The sequence below is a fragment of the Photobacterium ganghwense genome (assembly GCF_003025595.1).
Classification (GTDB): domain Bacteria; phylum Pseudomonadota; class Gammaproteobacteria; order Enterobacterales; family Vibrionaceae; genus Photobacterium; species Photobacterium ganghwense.
In genome coordinates this window covers 672,571-690,966 of sequence record NZ_PYMI01000002.1, presented here as the reverse complement: position 1 = coordinate 690,966, position 18,396 = coordinate 672,571, and the positions used below count along the sequence as shown (strand labels likewise).

Sequence of the window (18,396 nt, the reverse complement as noted above, 5' to 3'; positions counted from 1 at the left end):
ACCTATAGTTAATCAAAGACAATTATTGATTGGGGCTTGTAATGACCGTCGGCCTGTTTCTGTTTCAGAACGATCTTCGATTGCATGACAACGCAGCGCTAAAACTGGCTGCCGAAGACGTTGATCGTCTTATTTGTGTATATTGCCTGCCGCCTGATCGCGCCAATCAATACCCTTACACCATTCACCGCCCCGGTTACTACCGCACGCAGTTCCTGTTGCAATCGCTGGAAGATCTGTCGCAACAACTTGAGCGGCACAAACAACATCTGCACGTTTTACTTGAGCACCCACTGAATGTGCTTCCCACCCTGATCACCCGATACAACATCAGTAATGTGTATCGCAGTGAGCATACCGGTGTTTACGAGCGAAGAATCTGGCAAACCCTCAAAGGTCGCTACCCCTACATTCGTTTCACCGAAGTGGCCACGCATACTCTGTTTGATAAAACTGAGCTGCCCTTTCCGGTGACGGAGCTTCCTTCAACGTTTTCCCAGTTTCGTAAACTGGTGAGCGACACCGAGATCAACCCGCCGGTTGATACCATCAGTTACCTGCCTCCGCAACCCGGCATGGTCGCGCGGTTTGATGTGCTCAAACCTTTAATCAACCGACGGATGGCCTCCCTGTTTCGCGGCGGGGAAACTGAAGGGCTGTCTCACCTGAAAGGATATTTTCTGTCACGGGCGCCAGGCTCTTACAAAGAGACCCGCGACAGCCTGGACGGCTGGGATTCGTCGACCAAATTCTCGCCCTGGCTGGCTCTGGGTTGCTTATCGCCGAAAAAGATTGTGGCCCAGCTTGAATACTATGAACAAACCATCGAAAAAAACATGTCAACCGAGTGGATTTTGTTTGAGCTATTATGGCGGGAATATTTCCAGTGGTACGCCCATTGTCATGGCGTGAAGTTGTTCCAGTTCAAAGGCATTAAGCCTCATGGCCCGAAAACCGCTTTTTATCCCGAAAGATTTCGGCGCTGGTGCGAAGGCAACACGCCGTTTCCTCTGGTGAATGCCCTCATGAATCAACTCCGGCAAACCGGTTATATGTCCAATCGGGGACGCCAGATAGTCGCCAGCTGTCTGGTGAATGAACTGAGCCTCGACTGGCGCTACGGAGCCGGCTATTTTGAAGAGCACCTGCTTGATTATGACATCGCCTCAAACTGGGGGAACTGGCAGTATCTGGCGGGCGTCGGGGCCGATCCTAAGGGACCCCGCCATTTCAATATTGAAAAACAAACCGAGTTGTTTGATCCCGACGGGATCTTCATCCGTAAGTGGGGCGGCAACAATCACGATGGCAATATTGACTCTGTTGATGCTGCTGACTGGCCGGTCATTTAGCCTCACCGCGCTATAGGGCCATTCACTGAAAGGTTCAAAGGCTGAATAGCTGAATGGCTGAAAGCTCGCCCGCTTAAGGATTGACATGACAACACCGCATTACCAAACACTTCGTCTGATTTTGGGCGATCAGCTCAATGCCCGCCACAGTTGGTTCCAGACCAAAGACGAGACGGTTCTCTATCTGATTGCCGAGCTGCATCAGGAAACCGGGTATGTTACCCATCATATCCAGAAAGTCTGTGCATTCTTTGCAGCAATGCAAGCATTTGCCGGAGCCTTACAACGCGCCGGACATCAGGTTTGTCATCTTACGTTGGATGAAACAAAGGAGGATAACGATCTGCCGGATCTGTTATTGCGACTCATCAGGCAGCACAACATTTCCACGTTTGAATTTCAGCGACCTGATGAATATCGCCTCTATGATCAGCTACATACGTTTGCCGGGGAACTCAGTCAACTGGGTATCACCTGCCGGGAATACGACTCAGAGCATTTCCTGCTGCCATTTTCGGACATTGCTGATGCCTTTCCTCAGGGAAAATCCGTTCTGATGGAACACTTCTATCGTCGGATGCGCAAACGCTTCAATATTCTGATGGATGGCGACAGACCAATTGGTGGCAAATGGAATTATGATCAACAGAACCGCCAATCCCTGAAACCCCGTGACATCGAAGCGATACCGACCCCGATGGTCTTTCACAACCCGGTCACGGAGATACTCGCACGCCTGCAACGACATCAGGTGCGAACAATCGGCACCTGCGGCGATACACTGCTCTGGCCGGTAAATCGCCGTCAGGCCAAACAACTGCTGACCCACTTTTGTGAGGCCGGGCTGCCCTTTTTCGGCCGTTTTCAGGATGCGATGACAGAACAGTCACCCCACGCGTGGAGCCTGTATCACTCTCGGCTCTCTTTTGCCATGAATACCAAAATGTTACACCCGATGCAGGTCATTCGGGCCGCGCTGGAGGCCTTCGAGGCAAATAACGCCATTGATATCGCTCAGGCAGAGGGCTTTGTGCGCCAGATCCTCGGCTGGCGAGAATTTGTACGGGGAATTTACTGGGGCAATATGCCGGGTTACAAAACCCAAAATGCCCTGAATGCCCAGCGAAAACTACCGGATTTCTTCTGGACGGGTAATACACGCATGGCTTGCCTGCGCGCCGCTATCCGACAATCCCTGGATTTTGCTTACGCCCATCATATACAGCGCCTGATGGTGACCGGAAACTTCTGCCTACTGGCTGGCATTGAACCGGATGAGGTCGACAACTGGTATCTGGGCATATATGTGGATGCCATTGAATGGGTCGAAATGCCAAATACCCGTGGTATGACGCAATTTGCTGACAACGGTATTGTGGCCACAAAACCGTACGCTGCCAGCGGCAATTACATCAATAAAATGAGCGATCACTGCAAAAACTGTCACTACGATGTAAAAACCAAAACCGATAAAAACGCCTGTCCACTCAACAGTTTATACTGGTACTTTCTGGAACGGCACCAAAGCAGGCTTACCCGAAACCCAAGGGTCGGCATGATTTACCGCAGTTGGGACAATCGCAGTGAAGATGAACGGCAAGCCATTTTGCGCCATGCTGAACATCTGCTGGCTAATCTGGATGCACTGTAAGCCGACACGATAACCTCACTGTCTCCTGAGACAAAGCGCGATTGTTTCAACTCTGCTACTGGCAGCGAACTTTCCGTTTATACCAAAGCCGGCTTATATACTTATGGTTATTCGAAGTGTGAATATCAGATTGAATATGCGACCAATGCCCATGAAACCCGTCCTGATTTTCCTGGTCACTACGCTGGCAGGTTGCAGCACAATGTCAGATACTGCCAGGAAGACCGGGGAATACAGTATTTACGATTCAACCCAGAGCTTTATTGCCCTGACAGACACTCGACGTAACGGTGCAGTGGTGGATAAAGGGTTGTTTTATCCCAAAAACACCTACTCTTTTTCCTACCGATACTGTTCATCTGGTGAAGCCAGTGCAGCCAAGGATATCGCTGAATATCAAACGCTCGCCAAACGGGTGTGCGACGTCAACAACGGACAGCTCATTCATCAGGACACAGGTACCTGGTGCGTGGCCAGACCCAATACACACGATGAAAGACCCATTTTTTACGCGCGGATCTCCAGCACTGAGTTATGGGCAGATTTGTGTCTGGATGGCCCATTCGTGACGCTGAAACTGATTGAAAACACCACCGCACCAACACAGGAATGGTACGAGTCAGCCCAGGTGCTGGGTTATGAACCATACAGTGCAGTCCGTTTACTGGTGCCCCGTACCGAAGTCGCCACACCATTACAACAAACCCCCAGAGTAATGAATGCTTCTCACGCCTCAGGAGAAGAGAGTCAGTACATTTCGTCCAATGTCGGCACAACTGTCTGCCTCTATAGTCAGCAGCCATCTGAACTGAGCGGTTTCACCTATCGGGGTCAGGTTTACAGTGTAAAAGACGGGATGATAAAAGTGCTGGTACAGCAAAAACTGAAGGGAGACATTCGCAGTGCACCGGCAATGGAAAATGTTCCCTGGTATGACAAGGCCTATATCACAGCATCTGCCAATTCGTGGTTTGTCTGCACCTAAGCCTCAGTGAACTGCGGTTGTTACCAATAGCGGCGTAACCAAGTCAGGCATCAAACTGGCACTCAGGTGCAGCAATAACGATGTAAAACGGCCTTCTGTTTGACGGGTCAAATGCAATAAAAAAAGGCCTGTATTGACAGGCCTTCTCATGCTGGACGTATCACCGTTCAGCGTCTTCTCTTTTTGCGATAACCGCACCCGATTTTTAAACATGCGCTACATTACATCAGACGATCGGCCAGATAACTGTAGATTTGTGCATACATATCGGCACGGCTGTTATTATTGGACGCTCCGGCATGACCGCCTTCCATGTTTTCAAAGTAGATCACGTCATGTCCCTGAGATTGCATCAGTGCAACCATCTTACGGGCATGCGCCGGATGCACCCGATCATCACGGGTTGAAGTCGTAAAGAAGACTTTCGGGTATGACACGTCTTTCTCCACATTGTGATATGGCGAATATGTTCGGATATATTCCCACTCATTATCAATATCCGGGTTCCCGTATTCTGCCATCCAACTTGCACCAGCCAGCAGTTTGTTAAAACGTTTCATATCCAGCAACGGAACCTGACATACCACCGCGTTGTAAAGCGCCGGGCGACGAGTCACAGCAGCACCAACCAGAAGACCGCCATTACTGCCGCCCTGAATACCCAAATGCGCTGAAGAGGTGATTTTCCGGGCAATCAGATCTTCCGCAACCGCTTCAAAATCTTCATAAGCTTTATGGCGATTTTGTTTTAATGCGGCCAAATGCCAGCCAGGGCCATACTCACCGCCCCCACGGATATTCGCCAGCACATACACACCGCCTTTTTCCAACCAGTTTTTCCCGGTAAGTGCGCTGTAATAAGGGTTCAGACTAACTTCAAATCCGCCGTAGCCATACAACAGGGTCGGGTTTTTACCATTGAGAGCCAGAGATTTTTTGCGCACAACAAAGTACGGCACTTTCGTCCCGTCAGTCGATGTCGCAAAATGCTGTTCCACCAACATATCGCGGTTATCAAACTTCGCTGGCGTCGATTTCAGCGCCGTCACCTTATGGGTCACTGCATCCACCTGATAAATAGACGGCGGTGTCAGAAAACCTGAAAAATCGACAAAAAAGTCATCGTGTTCAGCCGACGTGTTGAATACCGACAAACTGCCGTTGTCTTTAATCTCAATCACTTTAGATTGCCAGGTTTTCTCTGGTGTCAACGAGAACACTTCCACCTGACTGACAACGTCCTTGAGCCAGCTCACAACCACATGATTGGCGGTAAAGTTAAGCCACTCGATGCTGGCGTGTTCAGTTGGCGTCGCCAGCACCTGAAATACTGGATTACCCTTAACCAACGCAGCAACGGGCGCATAAATAATACTCCCCTGCTTTAGCACCTGGCCTTGTTGTTGCAAATCGGTTTTTAGCTGAATAAACAGATCACCATTAAAATACCCCCCAATATCGCTGTCTTCAGGCAACGATAAGGGTTTTAACGTCCCGCTTTCCAACAGGAAGGTTTTATTGGTGTAAAAAGTGAGTCCTTCACGCACTAACGTAATGCGTTGCTGCTTGTCTCGCAGGATGTATGCGCCCACAGAAACAGACGATTGTTCGCCCTCATACAGTGTTTTCGCCTCTGACAGTGGCGTATCGCGCTTCCATAGCTTCAGTACTCGAGGATAACCGGAATCGGTCAGGCTACCTTCCCCAAAATCGGTGCCAACCAGCAGGTGATTTTCATCCAGCCAGGTGACACCACTTTTCGCTTCCGGCAGTTCAAATCCACCAGTGACAAATTGTTTAGTATCAAGGTCGAATTCGCGCTGAACCGTTGCATCAGCCCCACCTCGCGACAACGCCACCATACAACGTTTATAATCGGGTGCGTAGCAATCCAGTCCTTTGAAGACCCAATCCTGATTCTCTGCTTTTGCCAGGGCATCGACATCAATCACGGTTTCCCATTCAGGGTCGGCTTTACGGTAGGATTCCGGGCTGGTTCGACGATATACCCCTTTAACGTGAGTACCATCCTGCCAGAAGTTGTAATAGTAATTTCCGCGGCGGGTTGGATACGCAAGGCGATCCTGAGAATTCAGTATCGTCAGGCTATCCTGATAAAACTCATTATAAGAAGGCACTTTTTTCAGGTAGTCGATAGTCTTGTCGTTCTGGGCTTTTACCCACTCCAGAGCCTGCTTGCCTTCAACATCTTCAAGCCACAGAAACGGATCTGTTGACTCTACTGCCTGCGCTGCACCAGCCGTCACTGCCAATGCAGCCGCAGTGGCGGCTAATACTTTTTTATTCATGTCTGTCATAACATTCCATGCCATTCCTTATTGGGAAATAACACCCCTTATTTATTCCCTATTGGAAAATAATATACCCACCAGAATAATCTGTTACTTCATCTTATAAATCAGATAACTAATGGCATTTTTATCCTTGGACATGCTATTACAGCAACCGTTCATTGTGAAGGTGATTTAGGTTTTCGAACGTTGCAACCGAGGCTTCGCAACTGATAAACAGGCAACCAAGAGCTTTCTTGGATACACAGCATATTATCTTGCACATAGAAAAACCCCAGTCATTTGACTGGGGTAACAGGACCATGCGAGACGCGATGAATTTGTCTCTGCTCAATCCATGGTCGGCATGGTAAATGAGCTGGTGTGCTGCTCCAAACGAACACTTGCTGGCCAGCGACTGGTCACGGTTTTCATGCGCGTGTAGAAACGTACACCGTCATTACCGTGAACATTGAGCGGGCCAAATACAGAGCGTTTCCAGCCACCAAAACTATGAAACGCCATTGGTACAGGAATTGGCACGTTAATACCTACCATGCCTGCCCACACATCTTCGCTAAACTGACGTGCGGTTTCACCATCACGTGTAAAAATGGCCGTGCCATTACCATATTCGTGATGATTGATAAGCTCCAGCGCAGTTTGGTAGTCAGGTACACGTACAACAGCCAACACTGGTCCAAAGATCTCTTCTTTGTAGATCGTCATCGCTGGGGAAACATTGTCAAACAGGGTCGGCCCCACAAAATACCCGTTCTCATACCCGGGCACAGACAAGCTGCGACCATCGACCAGCAGAGTGGCACCTTGCTCGATACCCGATTGAATGTAATCACAAATTTTCGCCTTATGCGGAGCTGAAATCACCGGTCCCATATCATTTTCCGAACCATCGACGATTCCTGGCCCAACACGCATGGCATCAATATGTTTGCGGAGTTTCGCAATAAGCTTGTCTCCGGTTTCATCACCAACAGCGACGGCTACTGACAATGCCATACAACGCTCACCTGCCGCACCGAAGGCTGCACCCATGATCGCATTAGCAGCCATGTCCAAATCGGCATCCGGCATCAGAATACAGTGGTTTTTTGCGCCACCCAGAGCCTGACACCGTTTTCCGTGCGCAGAAGCCGTTGAGTAGATGTATTCCGCAATCGGTGTAGAGCCAACAAAACTGACGGCCTGTACACGGGAATCAGTCAGAAGCACATCGACCGCTTCTTTGTCGCCATTTACCACATTGAAAACACCATCTGGCAGGCCGGCTTCTTTCAGCAACTCACCCAGAACAATACCCAGAGATGGATCCTTCTCAGAAGGTTTCAAAACGAAGGTATTCCCGGTTGCCAGCGCAATTGGGAACATCCACATCGGTACCATTGCAGGGAAATTAAAGGGGGTAATTCCCACACACACACCCAGCGGTTGCATTAATGAATGACTATCAACACCAGTACCGACATTGGCAGAATGCTCTCCCTTTTGCAGATGAGGAATACCACAAGCAAACTCAACAACTTCCAGGCCACGAGTCAATTCGCCCACCGCATCAGAATAGACTTTACCGTGCTCACTTGAGATCAAGCGAGCCAACTTGTCCATATTCGTTTCCAGCAGCGCTTTAAACTTAAACATGATACGTGCGCGCTTAAGCGGTGAGGTTTTTGCCCAAGTCGGAAAAGCTTTATCCGCAGCAGTAACGGCTTCCGCTGTCTCTTCAGCAGAACTTAGCACAACCTGGCGGGTCTGCTCTCCGGTCGCAGGATTGAATACCGGAGCAAAACGCTGGGTATGGCTTTCGCTGATTCGACCGTTGATAAAGTTCTGAACTGTTTCCATTTATTCGCTCCTAATTCACTATTCTAGCTTCCAAGCAGCCCAGCATGACCTTGAGCCATTGTGGTTACCAAACCGTAAGCTGTTTGAATACTCACTTCATTCACTCTGCGACAAAGACAAACCGTCTCAGGCCACAACCTGAAATCAATATACGAAATATTTATTTCATAATCAACATAAAACAAAACAAATAAAGCAACCAATATTCAATTAACTTCACAAAACACGAAACATCTGTTCTGAAATCAACGATACTATGAGGGATAACCCTCAACAGGAACATCAAACTGTGCAACCACCAGAAAGTCACTTTGTGAAAGATAAATTCCACAAAAATACCTTACTGTTTGAGCTGTAATCACCCACGCAAATGTGACTTGGCTCCGCATCGTTTAATGATCACACTAAAACAGATATAACTAACTGATAAACAAACAACAAAACAAGAACTCACGAGTAAGGGAGAATCCACTTTAGTCACCTTTCCCAGCCAACTTTTCTCCATCTCTCCAATACAAAACCATTCCAAAATCACATTAAATGAAATATTCATTTCACAAAAATAGATTGGAAGGCTATATTGCAACCATCTTATCGATACCGTTACAACCAGCTTTAAATGCCAAAAGCAATGTTGTGAACACATTCGAACACACGGTACAGTCACGGAGATTTCAATATGTTTAATGAAGAACGTCGATTCGAGCAACCTATCCGCTGGGGCATGGTTGGTGGTGGCAGAGGCAGCCAGATTGGTTATTCTCATCGCAATGCCGCTCAGCGTGATGGCTTGTTCAAATTAGTGGCTGGTGCCTTTGATTTAGATCCTGCCCGCTGTCAGGAGTTTGGGATCAATATTGGCCTTGAGGAACAGCGTTGTTACCCAAACTACCAAGCGATGTTTGAAGCCGAGGCACAACGTGAAGACGGTATTCAAGCAGTCTCAATCGCAACACCGAACTCTACTCATTATGAGATCTGTAAAGCTGCGTTAAAGGCAGGGCTGCATGTTGTTTGTGAAAAGCCTATAACATTCACCTCTGCTGAAGCTGAAGAGTTAAAAACATTGGCAGCAGAAAAGCAGCGTGTCATTGGCGTAATGTATGGTTACACCGGATTTCCAATGATCCATCAGGCCAGAGAAATGGTTGCCCGGGGTGATTTGGGAGACATTCGCGTCGTTAATATGCAATTTGCTCACGGTTTTCATAATGAAGCCTATGAAGAAAAAGAGCCGGGCCTTAAATGGCGTGTTAGTCCTGAAGTTTCAGGCCCCACTTATGTGATTGGCGACATTGGCACGCATGCTTTTTATCTTTGCGAGATGATCACCGGCATGCAGGTCAGCCGCCTGTCTTGTATGCGTCAAAGTTTTATTCCGTCTCGCGCACCATTAGAAGACAATGCACACGTCATGATGGAGTTTGAAGGCGGCGCAGTTGGAACGCTATGGGCCTCAGCGGTTAATGCGGGCTCAATGCATCAACAAAAAATTCGCGTTGTTGGCTCAAAAGCATCTATTGAGTGGTGGGATGAGCACCCTAACCAGTTGCGTTACGAAATTCAGGGAGAGGCACCACGTATTCTGGATCGTGGCATGGGCTACCTGTATCAAGATAACGAAGGCGTTGCGGCCAGCCATATTGGTGGTGGGCATGCAGAAGGATATTTTGAATCTTGGGCGAACCTGTATCACCGGTTCGCACTTGTGTTTAACGCCACTGAGCGTAACGATCATGCCACAGTCGACAATGTCTGGATACCAGGGATTGATGCCGGCATTAACGGTGTACGCTTATGCGAGAAGTGTGTTGAGTCTGCAGACAATCACTCAGCTTGGGTTAACTTTTAAGTTTCGCTCAACGCTGCACTGAAGACTCAATCCGGAGATACCACCGGTTCCCCCGAAAGCGGCAGTATATCCAAACCTCAGGCAAGCCTGACTATACAATTCAGTCCTTGCTGGCTCTATCTTTAAAGTCCTTTCGTTTTTCTCTGAGTGAGTGGGTCGTTGCATGGGAATGTTAAATCAGCCTTAGCAAAGTACCCGAATACAGAAACGCCTGACTATGTCAGGCGCTTTTTTCTATTATTCCACCCACTGGAGTGAAAAACCTGATCGTCTCTCCCCCAGAAGCCTGGCAGTGTTCAACCAGCAAGCATTACCTCAGTCAGTAGACTTATTCACTGTTCCCATCTCTGAACGCCAGCGACACCGCCAATGTTTGCGCCAGACATAAAGAAGCAGCCTGCGATCGAAAAGCATCAACCTGTGCTTCTTTAACCACAAAGCACACATCACTGAATGAGGCCAGTGGACTTATCTGACTATCAGTAATAATGATTTGCTTGGTTCCCAGCTGTGACGCCACCTCGCTAAGCATTAACGTTTCTTTGGCATATGGGGAGAAGCTGACAGCAATGACAGCATCATTAGAGCCAATCATGCTGATTTGCTCTTTAAACATACCGCCAAGGCCATCAATCAAAAAAGCGCGACGATTCAGGTGACGCAGCGCATACGTCAAATAAGAAGCCACACTGAACGAGCGGCCCAGACCAATCAGGTAGATATTCTCTGCATGACTGAGAATATCTACAGCCAAATCTAGCTTTTTAGGCTCCGTCTGTGCGGCGAGTTGCTGCATCGCCTGAGCATTTGCCCTGGAAAAAGCCTGAAGGATATCAATAGGTTGCTCTGGAGGGGTGGTATCATCATCCAGCTCTTTCAGAAGACGTATACGATCTGTGTAATTTGCAGTTTCCTCGAGCAAGTTTTGGCGAAATAGTTGTTTCATTTCATTGAATCCGCTAAATCCAAACGCATTCGCAAAACGGATTAATGTCGAGGGCGGTACTTCAGCATGTTGTGCAATAACCGCAACGGTATCAAAGGCTACACTGTTCGTGTTATCAAGAACATAGCCAGCAACTTGCTGTAACCGCTTACTTAAATCGTCATATTTTTCACGAATTTGCTCTTGCAGTTCAGTCAGACTGTTAGCAGCATCCATATAAAGCTCCCCAATAGGCGTACCTGACTCATTGTATTAACTTTTCATTCTTATATGAAATGATTTTTCCAGATATAGGTCGCAAGTAATGTAAACATTCAACCCTTTACTGCCGCACCACCGGCATACCTAAGCGGGGAATTATCCATAGACGGCTTGATACATTTTTTCCTTACTTCTTATAAATACTGATAGAAAGGTTTCTATGTTCAAGACATGTTGCTATTTGTCATTCAAATAACGTTTTTATTCTCAAGCAACTGGGTATTGCTTCTGAGAGCTCTGAACGCTTCACTGCGTCTACATACTGACTTATTGTAATAATTGGGCGACATACAACTTAAATTATTCATACAATCGTGAACCTTGATGGAATTTTCATTTCACACAATTGCTTCCAACCTTCACTTTAACGATAATAAATGAAATAAAAGTTTCAATGGAGTCATGTATGAGTAACGTGTCAAACCTCAGTCAGCTTCAAAATACGATCAGGCAGCGTTACCCCAGCTTGAGCAAACGGCTGCAAGAAGTCGCAGGATTTGTTCTTGATAACCCGAATAGTGTGGCGTTTGACACCGTAGCGGCTATCGCCAAAGAGGCTAACGTGCCTCCTTCAACATTAATTCGTTTTGCCAATGCATTTGGCTTCAGTGGCTTTAACGAAATAAAACAAATTTTTCAGCTAAACCTGATTGAAGAAACGTCAAGCTACTCAGAAAGAGCCAGTCTTTTCCGTCAGCTTGAGGGAGATCAAACGGTTAACGAGCGTCCCGAAAATATTCTGTATGAGTTTACCCGAGCCAATACCTTGGCAATGGAACGACTCGCAACCCACATTCCCCCCAAAGACCTACAAAAAGCTGTAGATATTCTGAGTGAAGCAAAACATATCTATGTTGTTGGATTAGGACGTTCGTTTGGGATCGCTTCTTATCTCACTTACGCATTACGCCACCTCGACCGAAAAGCATCACTGGTCGACGGGACCGGTGGCATGTTCAAAGAGCAGATTAGTATGATTGACGCCAATGATGCCGTCATTGCAATTAGCTACTCTCCCTATGCGGAAGAAACGATACTCACCAGCACCATAGCAGCAACGAAAGGAGCTCAACAAATTGTTCTGACAGATAGCCAGATCAGTCCATTGGCTTCCTTCAGTGATGTGTGCTTTGTGGTCAAAGAGGCTCAGGTTGATGCATTTCGTTCTTTGTCGGCCACACAATGCCTGGTTCAGGCATTAGCCGTTGCGCTGATATTCAAGCAACAAGCCAATCACGACAAACTGCCCGCTCAGGCATAACCTTTCAGCGAACGCTGTACCAAAGGCCCCAGCACTGGGGTTTTTCCGGCAAAGACTTCCCTGACCAGTACCAGCAATAATTCACCGGTCGCCACAGCATCAGCCAGAGCATTATGGGCCAAATATGGCGGCAGCCCTTTTTCTTCACGAATATGGCATAACCTGAGGTCTGGATTGCTTTTCCCTCTGTTAACAGAGAGTGACTTTTCCAGCATAAGGGTATCAAGCCAGACAAGGGGAAGCGGCACGTCTTGCGGTAATCGAAATGCTCGTCGTAAGAAGGCTTGCTCTATGGCAGCGCCATGTGCAACAACCACTTTACCCGCTAAGTTAGCCACCACAGTACTGACACATTCTTGCTCGGTCATTCCCCCAGCCAACGTTTCCGGTACAATATGGTTTATCACCGCCGTTTCCGGTTTAACCGCATCAGCGGCTAGCAAATAGTAATGTTTGCCTGTCGACAACGACAATATTTGCTGACGTATCTCTACCATCCCTACGGACAAAATCGCGTCAGTATCAGGGTCAAGACCAGACGTTTCGAAATCCAACACCACCAGTTCCAGGTCTTCAAATGGTATATCAGGGGGAGGGATCGGCGTTTGATACAGAGGCTTCAGGTGATCTGGGACGGTTCCTTTCGACCATTCAGACATGCGTTGCTTCTCCAACTGCTCCAGTGGATGAAAGGACTGAAATAATCGTTTTATCATCGTAACACTCCTTTCGCATGAAACCGCTGTTGTGCCGCTTCCTGATAACGAGAAATAATTCTGAATGCATCTTTAAGGTGGTTTCTCTCGAACTGCGTAAGCAGGGACGGAGCGATATTATTACTGGCTGGCTCACCACGCTCATGTGCTAAGCGTTGATGGCGAAAACGAACTTGGTTAATAAAATTACACGCCTCAATCAGCTCTTGCTGACTGGCAGCGCTGATTATTCCCCCTTTAACTGCTGCCTCAAGACGTTTCGACATTTCTGTTTCCTGACTCTCCGCAGCCAACGCATAAATTCGAGTCAGTTCAACCAATAAATTTACAGCCTGCTTCTTTATATTAAAGACACTGCGGTTTTCGCCATCTTTTGCTAACACAAATTGTCGAAACATTCCCAGAGGAGGATGTACCCGCAACGAGTTGGCAACCAACATCGCCAAAAAACGCTGATTCCCCCGCATATAAGCTGTTAGCTTGTGCTGAAGCGCTTCTACCAGCTCCTGTTGGCCAAACAGAAAACGAACATCTAGAAATACCGATATATTTAACAGCCCCTGAGAATCCGGGTGAATGATCCAGTCTCGATAATACTCCAACCATTGCTCCAAAGAGACGCACCACTTGGGATTGGTCGCCATCATATGTCCCGGACAAAGAATATAGCCACACTCTGCCAAACCATAACAGACGAACTCAGTCAGACGACGAAAATACTCTTTTTCTTCCGAATCAGGCTGTCGCGCAAGAATTAAGCCATTGTCCTGATCAGACAGGTTGTGGATTTCATTTCGAGCCTGAGAACCTGCAACAAACCAGGCATAGGGTATTGGTGCAGGCCCCAGTTCACGCTCGGCCAATTGCAACAGCCGCTTATTAAACGCATCCGCCACCAACGTCATTAATTGCTGTACTGATCGGGAGTGCATACCCGTATCCACCAGGGTTTCAAATACAGCATGTCGTTGCGGGATCAACGCTTTAAGGTCTTCCAGGCTTTCCTGACGGTATATACGGCTAATAAGAAAAACGGCCTGAACCTGACTTTTTTCCACAAGGCTGGTCGCAGTCAATACCCCGATGACGTTCCCTTTATCCATCACCGGTAAGCTGCGAACGTTATGCTGCATCATAGATTCAATGGCTTCGATCATCGACGATTCCCCATCGATTACCTGTGGATCACGTGTCATCACCACAGCAACCGGTGAGGTTGGAGGAATGTTTTCAACAATGACTCGCTTGGTCATATCCCGATCAGTCACTATACCCAGCAGCTTATCGCCATCCATCACTAAGGCACTTGAACGGTGCTTTTCAACCATGGTTTTCGCCACCTCATGAATGGAAGTAGACGCCGAAACCAAGGCCATATTTGTGTTTGCAACGTCTCTGACTGGCTTTAGATACAACGCTTCATCTGCAGCTTCCGCCATTGTCGCGGTCGTTGCCAACCGCACTGATTCCTGCGAAGCAAAATGATCCCGAACAGCTGGTATTTCCTCAATCAGCTGCATCAAGACTTGCTTTGGAATTCGGTACAGCAAAGTATTTTCAATTGCGGTCAGGGTATAGTCACAGTGCTCGCTTTTATGTAACTGGCTAAAACCAAAGAGATCACCATCGGCCAGCCGGGCTCTGAGTGACCGATCGGGGTTACATTGCTCTACGGCCCCAAGACGGACAATAAAAAGCCCCTGCCCGACGATTTTTTGCCCTGCCAGCTCATCGCCTTTCATAAGGTAAAGAATATCGACTGATGCCGCGAGAGCATCACGTGCTGCAGGGGTGAGGTGGTCAAAAGGATCTACAGTGGAAAGGTAATCAAATATATTTGGTAAAAGTGACTGTTCCATATTATTTCCATTCGCATATACCGAAATGACCTTTGCTTTCTCATCGAGCCTGGTTCGGCAGACAATTCAGCACAAGGTCATTTCGGTATAACCCCAGCAGAGCTCACCGGGGTTTCAGTTTCATGGTTGTGTCATGTTTTGAGCGCGATTTAATCGGCTTGTGCTCGAGCAGCAAGACGCGGGCTTTTCATCAATTCTCGACCGATTGACCAGAACACATAGCCGAGAGCAGAAGCTGCCAACACGTAGTAACCCGTCATTAGCCACCCCGGAACATTGTGCGCAAGGTAAATGTACATTGAGACAGAACCAAGCGTGATAAGAACCGACACAGGCAGGGACATAGACCAAGGTTCAATATTAACTTGCTCGGTATACACCTCTTGATACGCTTCTTGTGGATAGAAGTAGCCAACGACCAACATGAAGACAACGTTGATGACAAACAGCATCCCGACCAAATGGAAGAAGTGAATATCAATCTTGATGACAAAATTGAACAGAATATACGCTGACATACCAAAGACCAGACCCAGCTTGGCAGCAATTGCTGGCACACGCTTCGTTAACAGGCCGACAAGCACCACGCTGAGAATTGGCGAGTTGAAAATACCCTGTAGCTGTTGAATGAGATAGAACAGGCCATCCGGGGCATTTGCTACCAATGGAGCAACAATCATTGATACCAGAGCTAATCCCAATCCAAGGAACTTACCGACTTTCACGGTTTGTGCCTCTGTTGCGTCAGGCTTTAGTGATTTTTTGAAAATATTGACCGTAAATAGCGTGACGGATGAATTCAGGCCACCACTGAATGTAGAGAAAACCGCCCCCACAACCACAGCGGCGAAGAAACCCACCAGTACTTCAGGCAGAACCAGTTGTACCAAGTTCGGATAAGCATGATCAGGGTTATCAATTTGTCCCTGAAACACATGGAACGCGATAATGCCGGGCAGGATGATAATGGAAGGTATCATCAGCTTGAAGAACGCACACAGCAATACCCCTTTCTGGCCTTCCGCCAGGTTTTTCGCTCCCAGCGCTTTTTGTACAATCGACTGGTTAGTACACCAGAAAAACATATTGGAAATGATCAGCCCGGTAAACAGCGTCGAGAAAGGAACCAATGAGTCTTTGTCACCAATCGAGTTAAACTTGTCAGGATTACTTTCATACACCTCGAGAAGGCCAGACCATACATTTCCATCACCGACGTAGGCCAGCGCAAACAGCGTCACCATCAAACCACCGGTAATCAGCCCTACCCCGTTGATCGTATCAGCTACAGCGATCGCCTTGATCCCACCAAAGACGGCATACAGCGCCCCCATACCACCAACACCCCATACCATGATCCACATTGCCGTATCTTTATCGACGTTGAATACATGAGAAACCTGGAACAAGCTCTCCAGTGCAATTGCACCGGTATAGAGCACGATAGGTAACAGCGAGATGACATACATACTCAGGAAAAGGATGGAAGTAATGGTCAGAGTCTGCTTATCAAAACGTCTTTCAAGGTATTCCGGTATAGTGGAAATACCTAATTTCAGGTAACGCGGCAGAAAGAACATCGCAAACAGCACGATGGTCATCGCAGCCATTACCTCCCACGCCATCACTATAAAACCGGTTCGGAATGACAGCCCATTCAACCCCACCAAGTGTTCAGTTGACAGGTTCATCAGAAGCATAGAGCCACCAATGTATACGCCCGTCAGAGAACGACCTCCCAGAAAATAACCTTCGGCTGAATCCGTAAGGTGCGCATTTCGTGTTTTATAGTAGGCAAACCCTGCCACAAACAAGGTAAACCCAACAAACGAAAGAAAAGCTAGCATGATACCTCCAAACTTTGTATTACACGCTTTTCCAGAGCCAGAATCCGTTGGCACTGGTGTTATTGGATAGCAAAATAAAAAGCGAGCTACGCAAAGCAGCCCGCTTGATAGAGTTATAATTTGACTTCTTTACCGGTCTTCAGCGATTCAAGGGCTTTATCAGCCATCAATAACGCAAGTTCACCATCGTACCCACTGCATTCTGGTTGTGCGCGGCCAGCCAACACATCGACGAAATGTGTCCATTCTGCTTTATATGCAGCATCATAGCGCTGCAGGAAGAAATGCTCTGGTTTGGCAGCCACACAGCCAGCTTCGCCCCATTGCTCAACAGCATTTTCGTGAATGTTCTTCGCAGTCAGCAGCCCTTTTTCACCATGCAGTTCAATACGCTGGTCATAACCGTAACCAGAACGTCGACTATTGGTGATTGTCGCCATTGCACCAGAAGGGAACTTCATCACAATAAATGCGGTATCAATGTCACCGGCCTGGCCAATTGCAGGGTCAACCAAATTACTACCCTGAGCATAAATGGAGACAGGATCTTCCCCCATAATGAAACGCGCCATATCAAAATCATGGATAGTCATGTCTCGGAACATGCCACCAGATACTTTTACATATTCGGCAGGTGGTGGAGATGGGTCACGAGAGGTGATCAGTAACGATTCTGCTTTGCCGATACTACCCGCACTCAGCATCTCACGTACTTTTCTGAATTGAGGGTCATAACGACGGTTAAACCCGACAAACAACGGAACCTGATACTGTTCGACGATGGCCAGACAACTGCGAACTCGCTCAATGTCCAGATGAACAGGTTTTTCACAGAAGATGGCTTTACCGGCTTTCGCAGCTAATTCAATCAATTCAGCATGTGTATCCGTTGCTGACGCAATCAGCACACCGTGTACATTTGGATCAGCCAAAGCCTCTTCAGTACTCTGTTGTTTGGCGCCGTATTTTTCTGCAAGCGCTGCGGTTCCTTGAGAGAATGGGTCAATGACAGAATACAGTTGAGTTTCCTTATGATCTGCGATATTCACAGCATGAACCTGCCCAATACGCCCTGCGCCGAACAATGCGATGTTGTACATAACTACTCCTTTTAAACAGAACCCAGTTTGTGTTGTCCGTTTCATCACCGGCTCCTCTCAGTGCCAGACAGCTATGCCATAGGCTGAACCGCGCTGAACTCACTTCATTACATATGAATGCTGGTGATGCATCAGTTGATAGAAAAAATATACCACAAGAAATTTTTATTTCATGAAAAACAAAAACGAAATATTCATTTTTGCTCACTGTGTAACAAAATTCTCAATAAATTCAGAGAATGAAAATAAATCAATGTGAAACATCACAAAAACATTGAGAGTAGAGGGAAATTTGGATACCGAAGAACCGTTTATCGACGAACAAAAACAACAATAAGTTCGCCTAACTGAATCATACGTTTCAAAATATAATAAGCGAGGTAAAGATAAGAAGAGATGAGAAGAGAAGTAC

General features: G+C 47.4%; 12 protein-coding genes. 5 read left to right on the top strand and 7 right to left on the bottom strand.

Translation table 11 applies throughout. The annotated features are described in order from the left end of the window. Positions 1-41 precede the first annotated feature (41 nt). From C9I92_RS08945 to C9I92_RS08935, 3 genes are all read left to right on the top strand, one after another. A complete protein-coding gene (locus tag C9I92_RS08945) occupies positions 42-1,352 on the top strand; it encodes a DASH family cryptochrome (RefSeq protein WP_047884635.1) in 1,311 nt (436 codons plus the stop codon). Between the two features lie 85 nt (positions 1,353-1,437). Further along, a complete protein-coding gene (locus tag C9I92_RS08940; protein WP_047884636.1) occupies positions 1,438-3,003 on the top strand; it encodes a cryptochrome/photolyase family protein in 1,566 nt (521 codons plus the stop codon). Between the two features lie 202 nt (positions 3,004-3,205). Beyond that, positions 3,206-3,988 (top strand): hypothetical protein, encoded by a 783-nt coding sequence (locus tag C9I92_RS08935; protein WP_249037523.1) that lies wholly within the window; start codon positions 3,206-3,208, stop codon positions 3,986-3,988. A 221-nt stretch (positions 3,989-4,209) separates the two neighbouring features. On the opposite strand, the gene C9I92_RS08930 is transcribed toward C9I92_RS08935, so the two are convergent. Further along, positions 4,210-6,306 carry a prolyl oligopeptidase family serine peptidase gene (locus C9I92_RS08930; protein ID WP_207104051.1) on the bottom strand — a complete coding sequence of 699 codons (2,097 nt, stop codon included), beginning with the start codon at positions 6,304-6,306 and terminating at the stop codon, positions 4,210-4,212. A gap of 324 nt (positions 6,307-6,630) precedes the next feature. After that, on the bottom strand, positions 6,631-8,142 hold the full coding sequence (locus C9I92_RS08925; protein ID WP_047884638.1) for a CoA-acylating methylmalonate-semialdehyde dehydrogenase: 1,512 nt from the start codon (positions 8,140-8,142) through the stop codon (positions 6,631-6,633). 679 nt (positions 8,143-8,821) lie between these two features. Here C9I92_RS08925 and C9I92_RS08920 point away from each other — a divergent pair. Next, positions 8,822-9,994 (top strand): Gfo/Idh/MocA family protein, encoded by a 1,173-nt coding sequence (locus C9I92_RS08920; RefSeq protein WP_047884639.1) that lies wholly within the window; start codon positions 8,822-8,824, stop codon positions 9,992-9,994. Positions 9,995-10,322: 328 nt separating this feature from the next. Here C9I92_RS08920 and C9I92_RS08915 read toward each other — a convergent pair whose 3' ends face one another. Continuing rightward, positions 10,323-11,156 carry a MurR/RpiR family transcriptional regulator gene (locus tag C9I92_RS08915; protein ID WP_047884640.1) on the bottom strand — a complete coding sequence of 278 codons (834 nt, stop codon included), beginning with the start codon at positions 11,154-11,156 and terminating at the stop codon, positions 10,323-10,325. Between the two features lie 451 nt (positions 11,157-11,607). Here C9I92_RS08915 and C9I92_RS08910 point away from each other — a divergent pair, with 451 nt between their 5' ends. After that, positions 11,608-12,462, top strand: a complete 855-nt coding sequence (locus C9I92_RS08910) for a MurR/RpiR family transcriptional regulator (RefSeq protein ID WP_047884641.1) — start codon at positions 11,608-11,610, stop codon at positions 12,460-12,462. On the opposite strand, the gene C9I92_RS08905 is transcribed toward C9I92_RS08910, so the two are convergent. The 4 genes from C9I92_RS08905 to iolG form a co-directional block, all read right to left on the bottom strand. Continuing rightward, entirely contained in the window at positions 12,453-13,178 is a 726-nt protein-coding gene (locus C9I92_RS08905; protein ID WP_047884642.1) for an exonuclease domain-containing protein, read from the bottom strand. The genes C9I92_RS08910 and C9I92_RS08905 overlap by 10 nt on opposite strands. Continuing rightward, complete coding sequence (locus C9I92_RS08900) at positions 13,175-15,037, bottom strand: DUF294 nucleotidyltransferase-like domain-containing protein (RefSeq protein WP_047884643.1); 1,863 nt, start codon at positions 15,035-15,037, stop codon at positions 13,175-13,177. Before C9I92_RS08900 ends, C9I92_RS08905 begins: the two co-directional genes overlap by 4 nt. A gap of 149 nt (positions 15,038-15,186) precedes the next feature. Next, positions 15,187-16,884 (bottom strand): solute:sodium symporter family transporter, encoded by a 1,698-nt coding sequence (locus C9I92_RS08895; RefSeq protein ID WP_047884644.1) that lies wholly within the window; start codon positions 16,882-16,884, stop codon positions 15,187-15,189. A 113-nt stretch (positions 16,885-16,997) separates the two neighbouring features. Further along, a complete protein-coding gene (iolG, locus tag C9I92_RS08890; protein ID WP_047884645.1) occupies positions 16,998-17,984 on the bottom strand; it encodes an inositol 2-dehydrogenase in 987 nt (328 codons plus the stop codon). Positions 17,985-18,396: the final 412 nt, after the last annotated feature.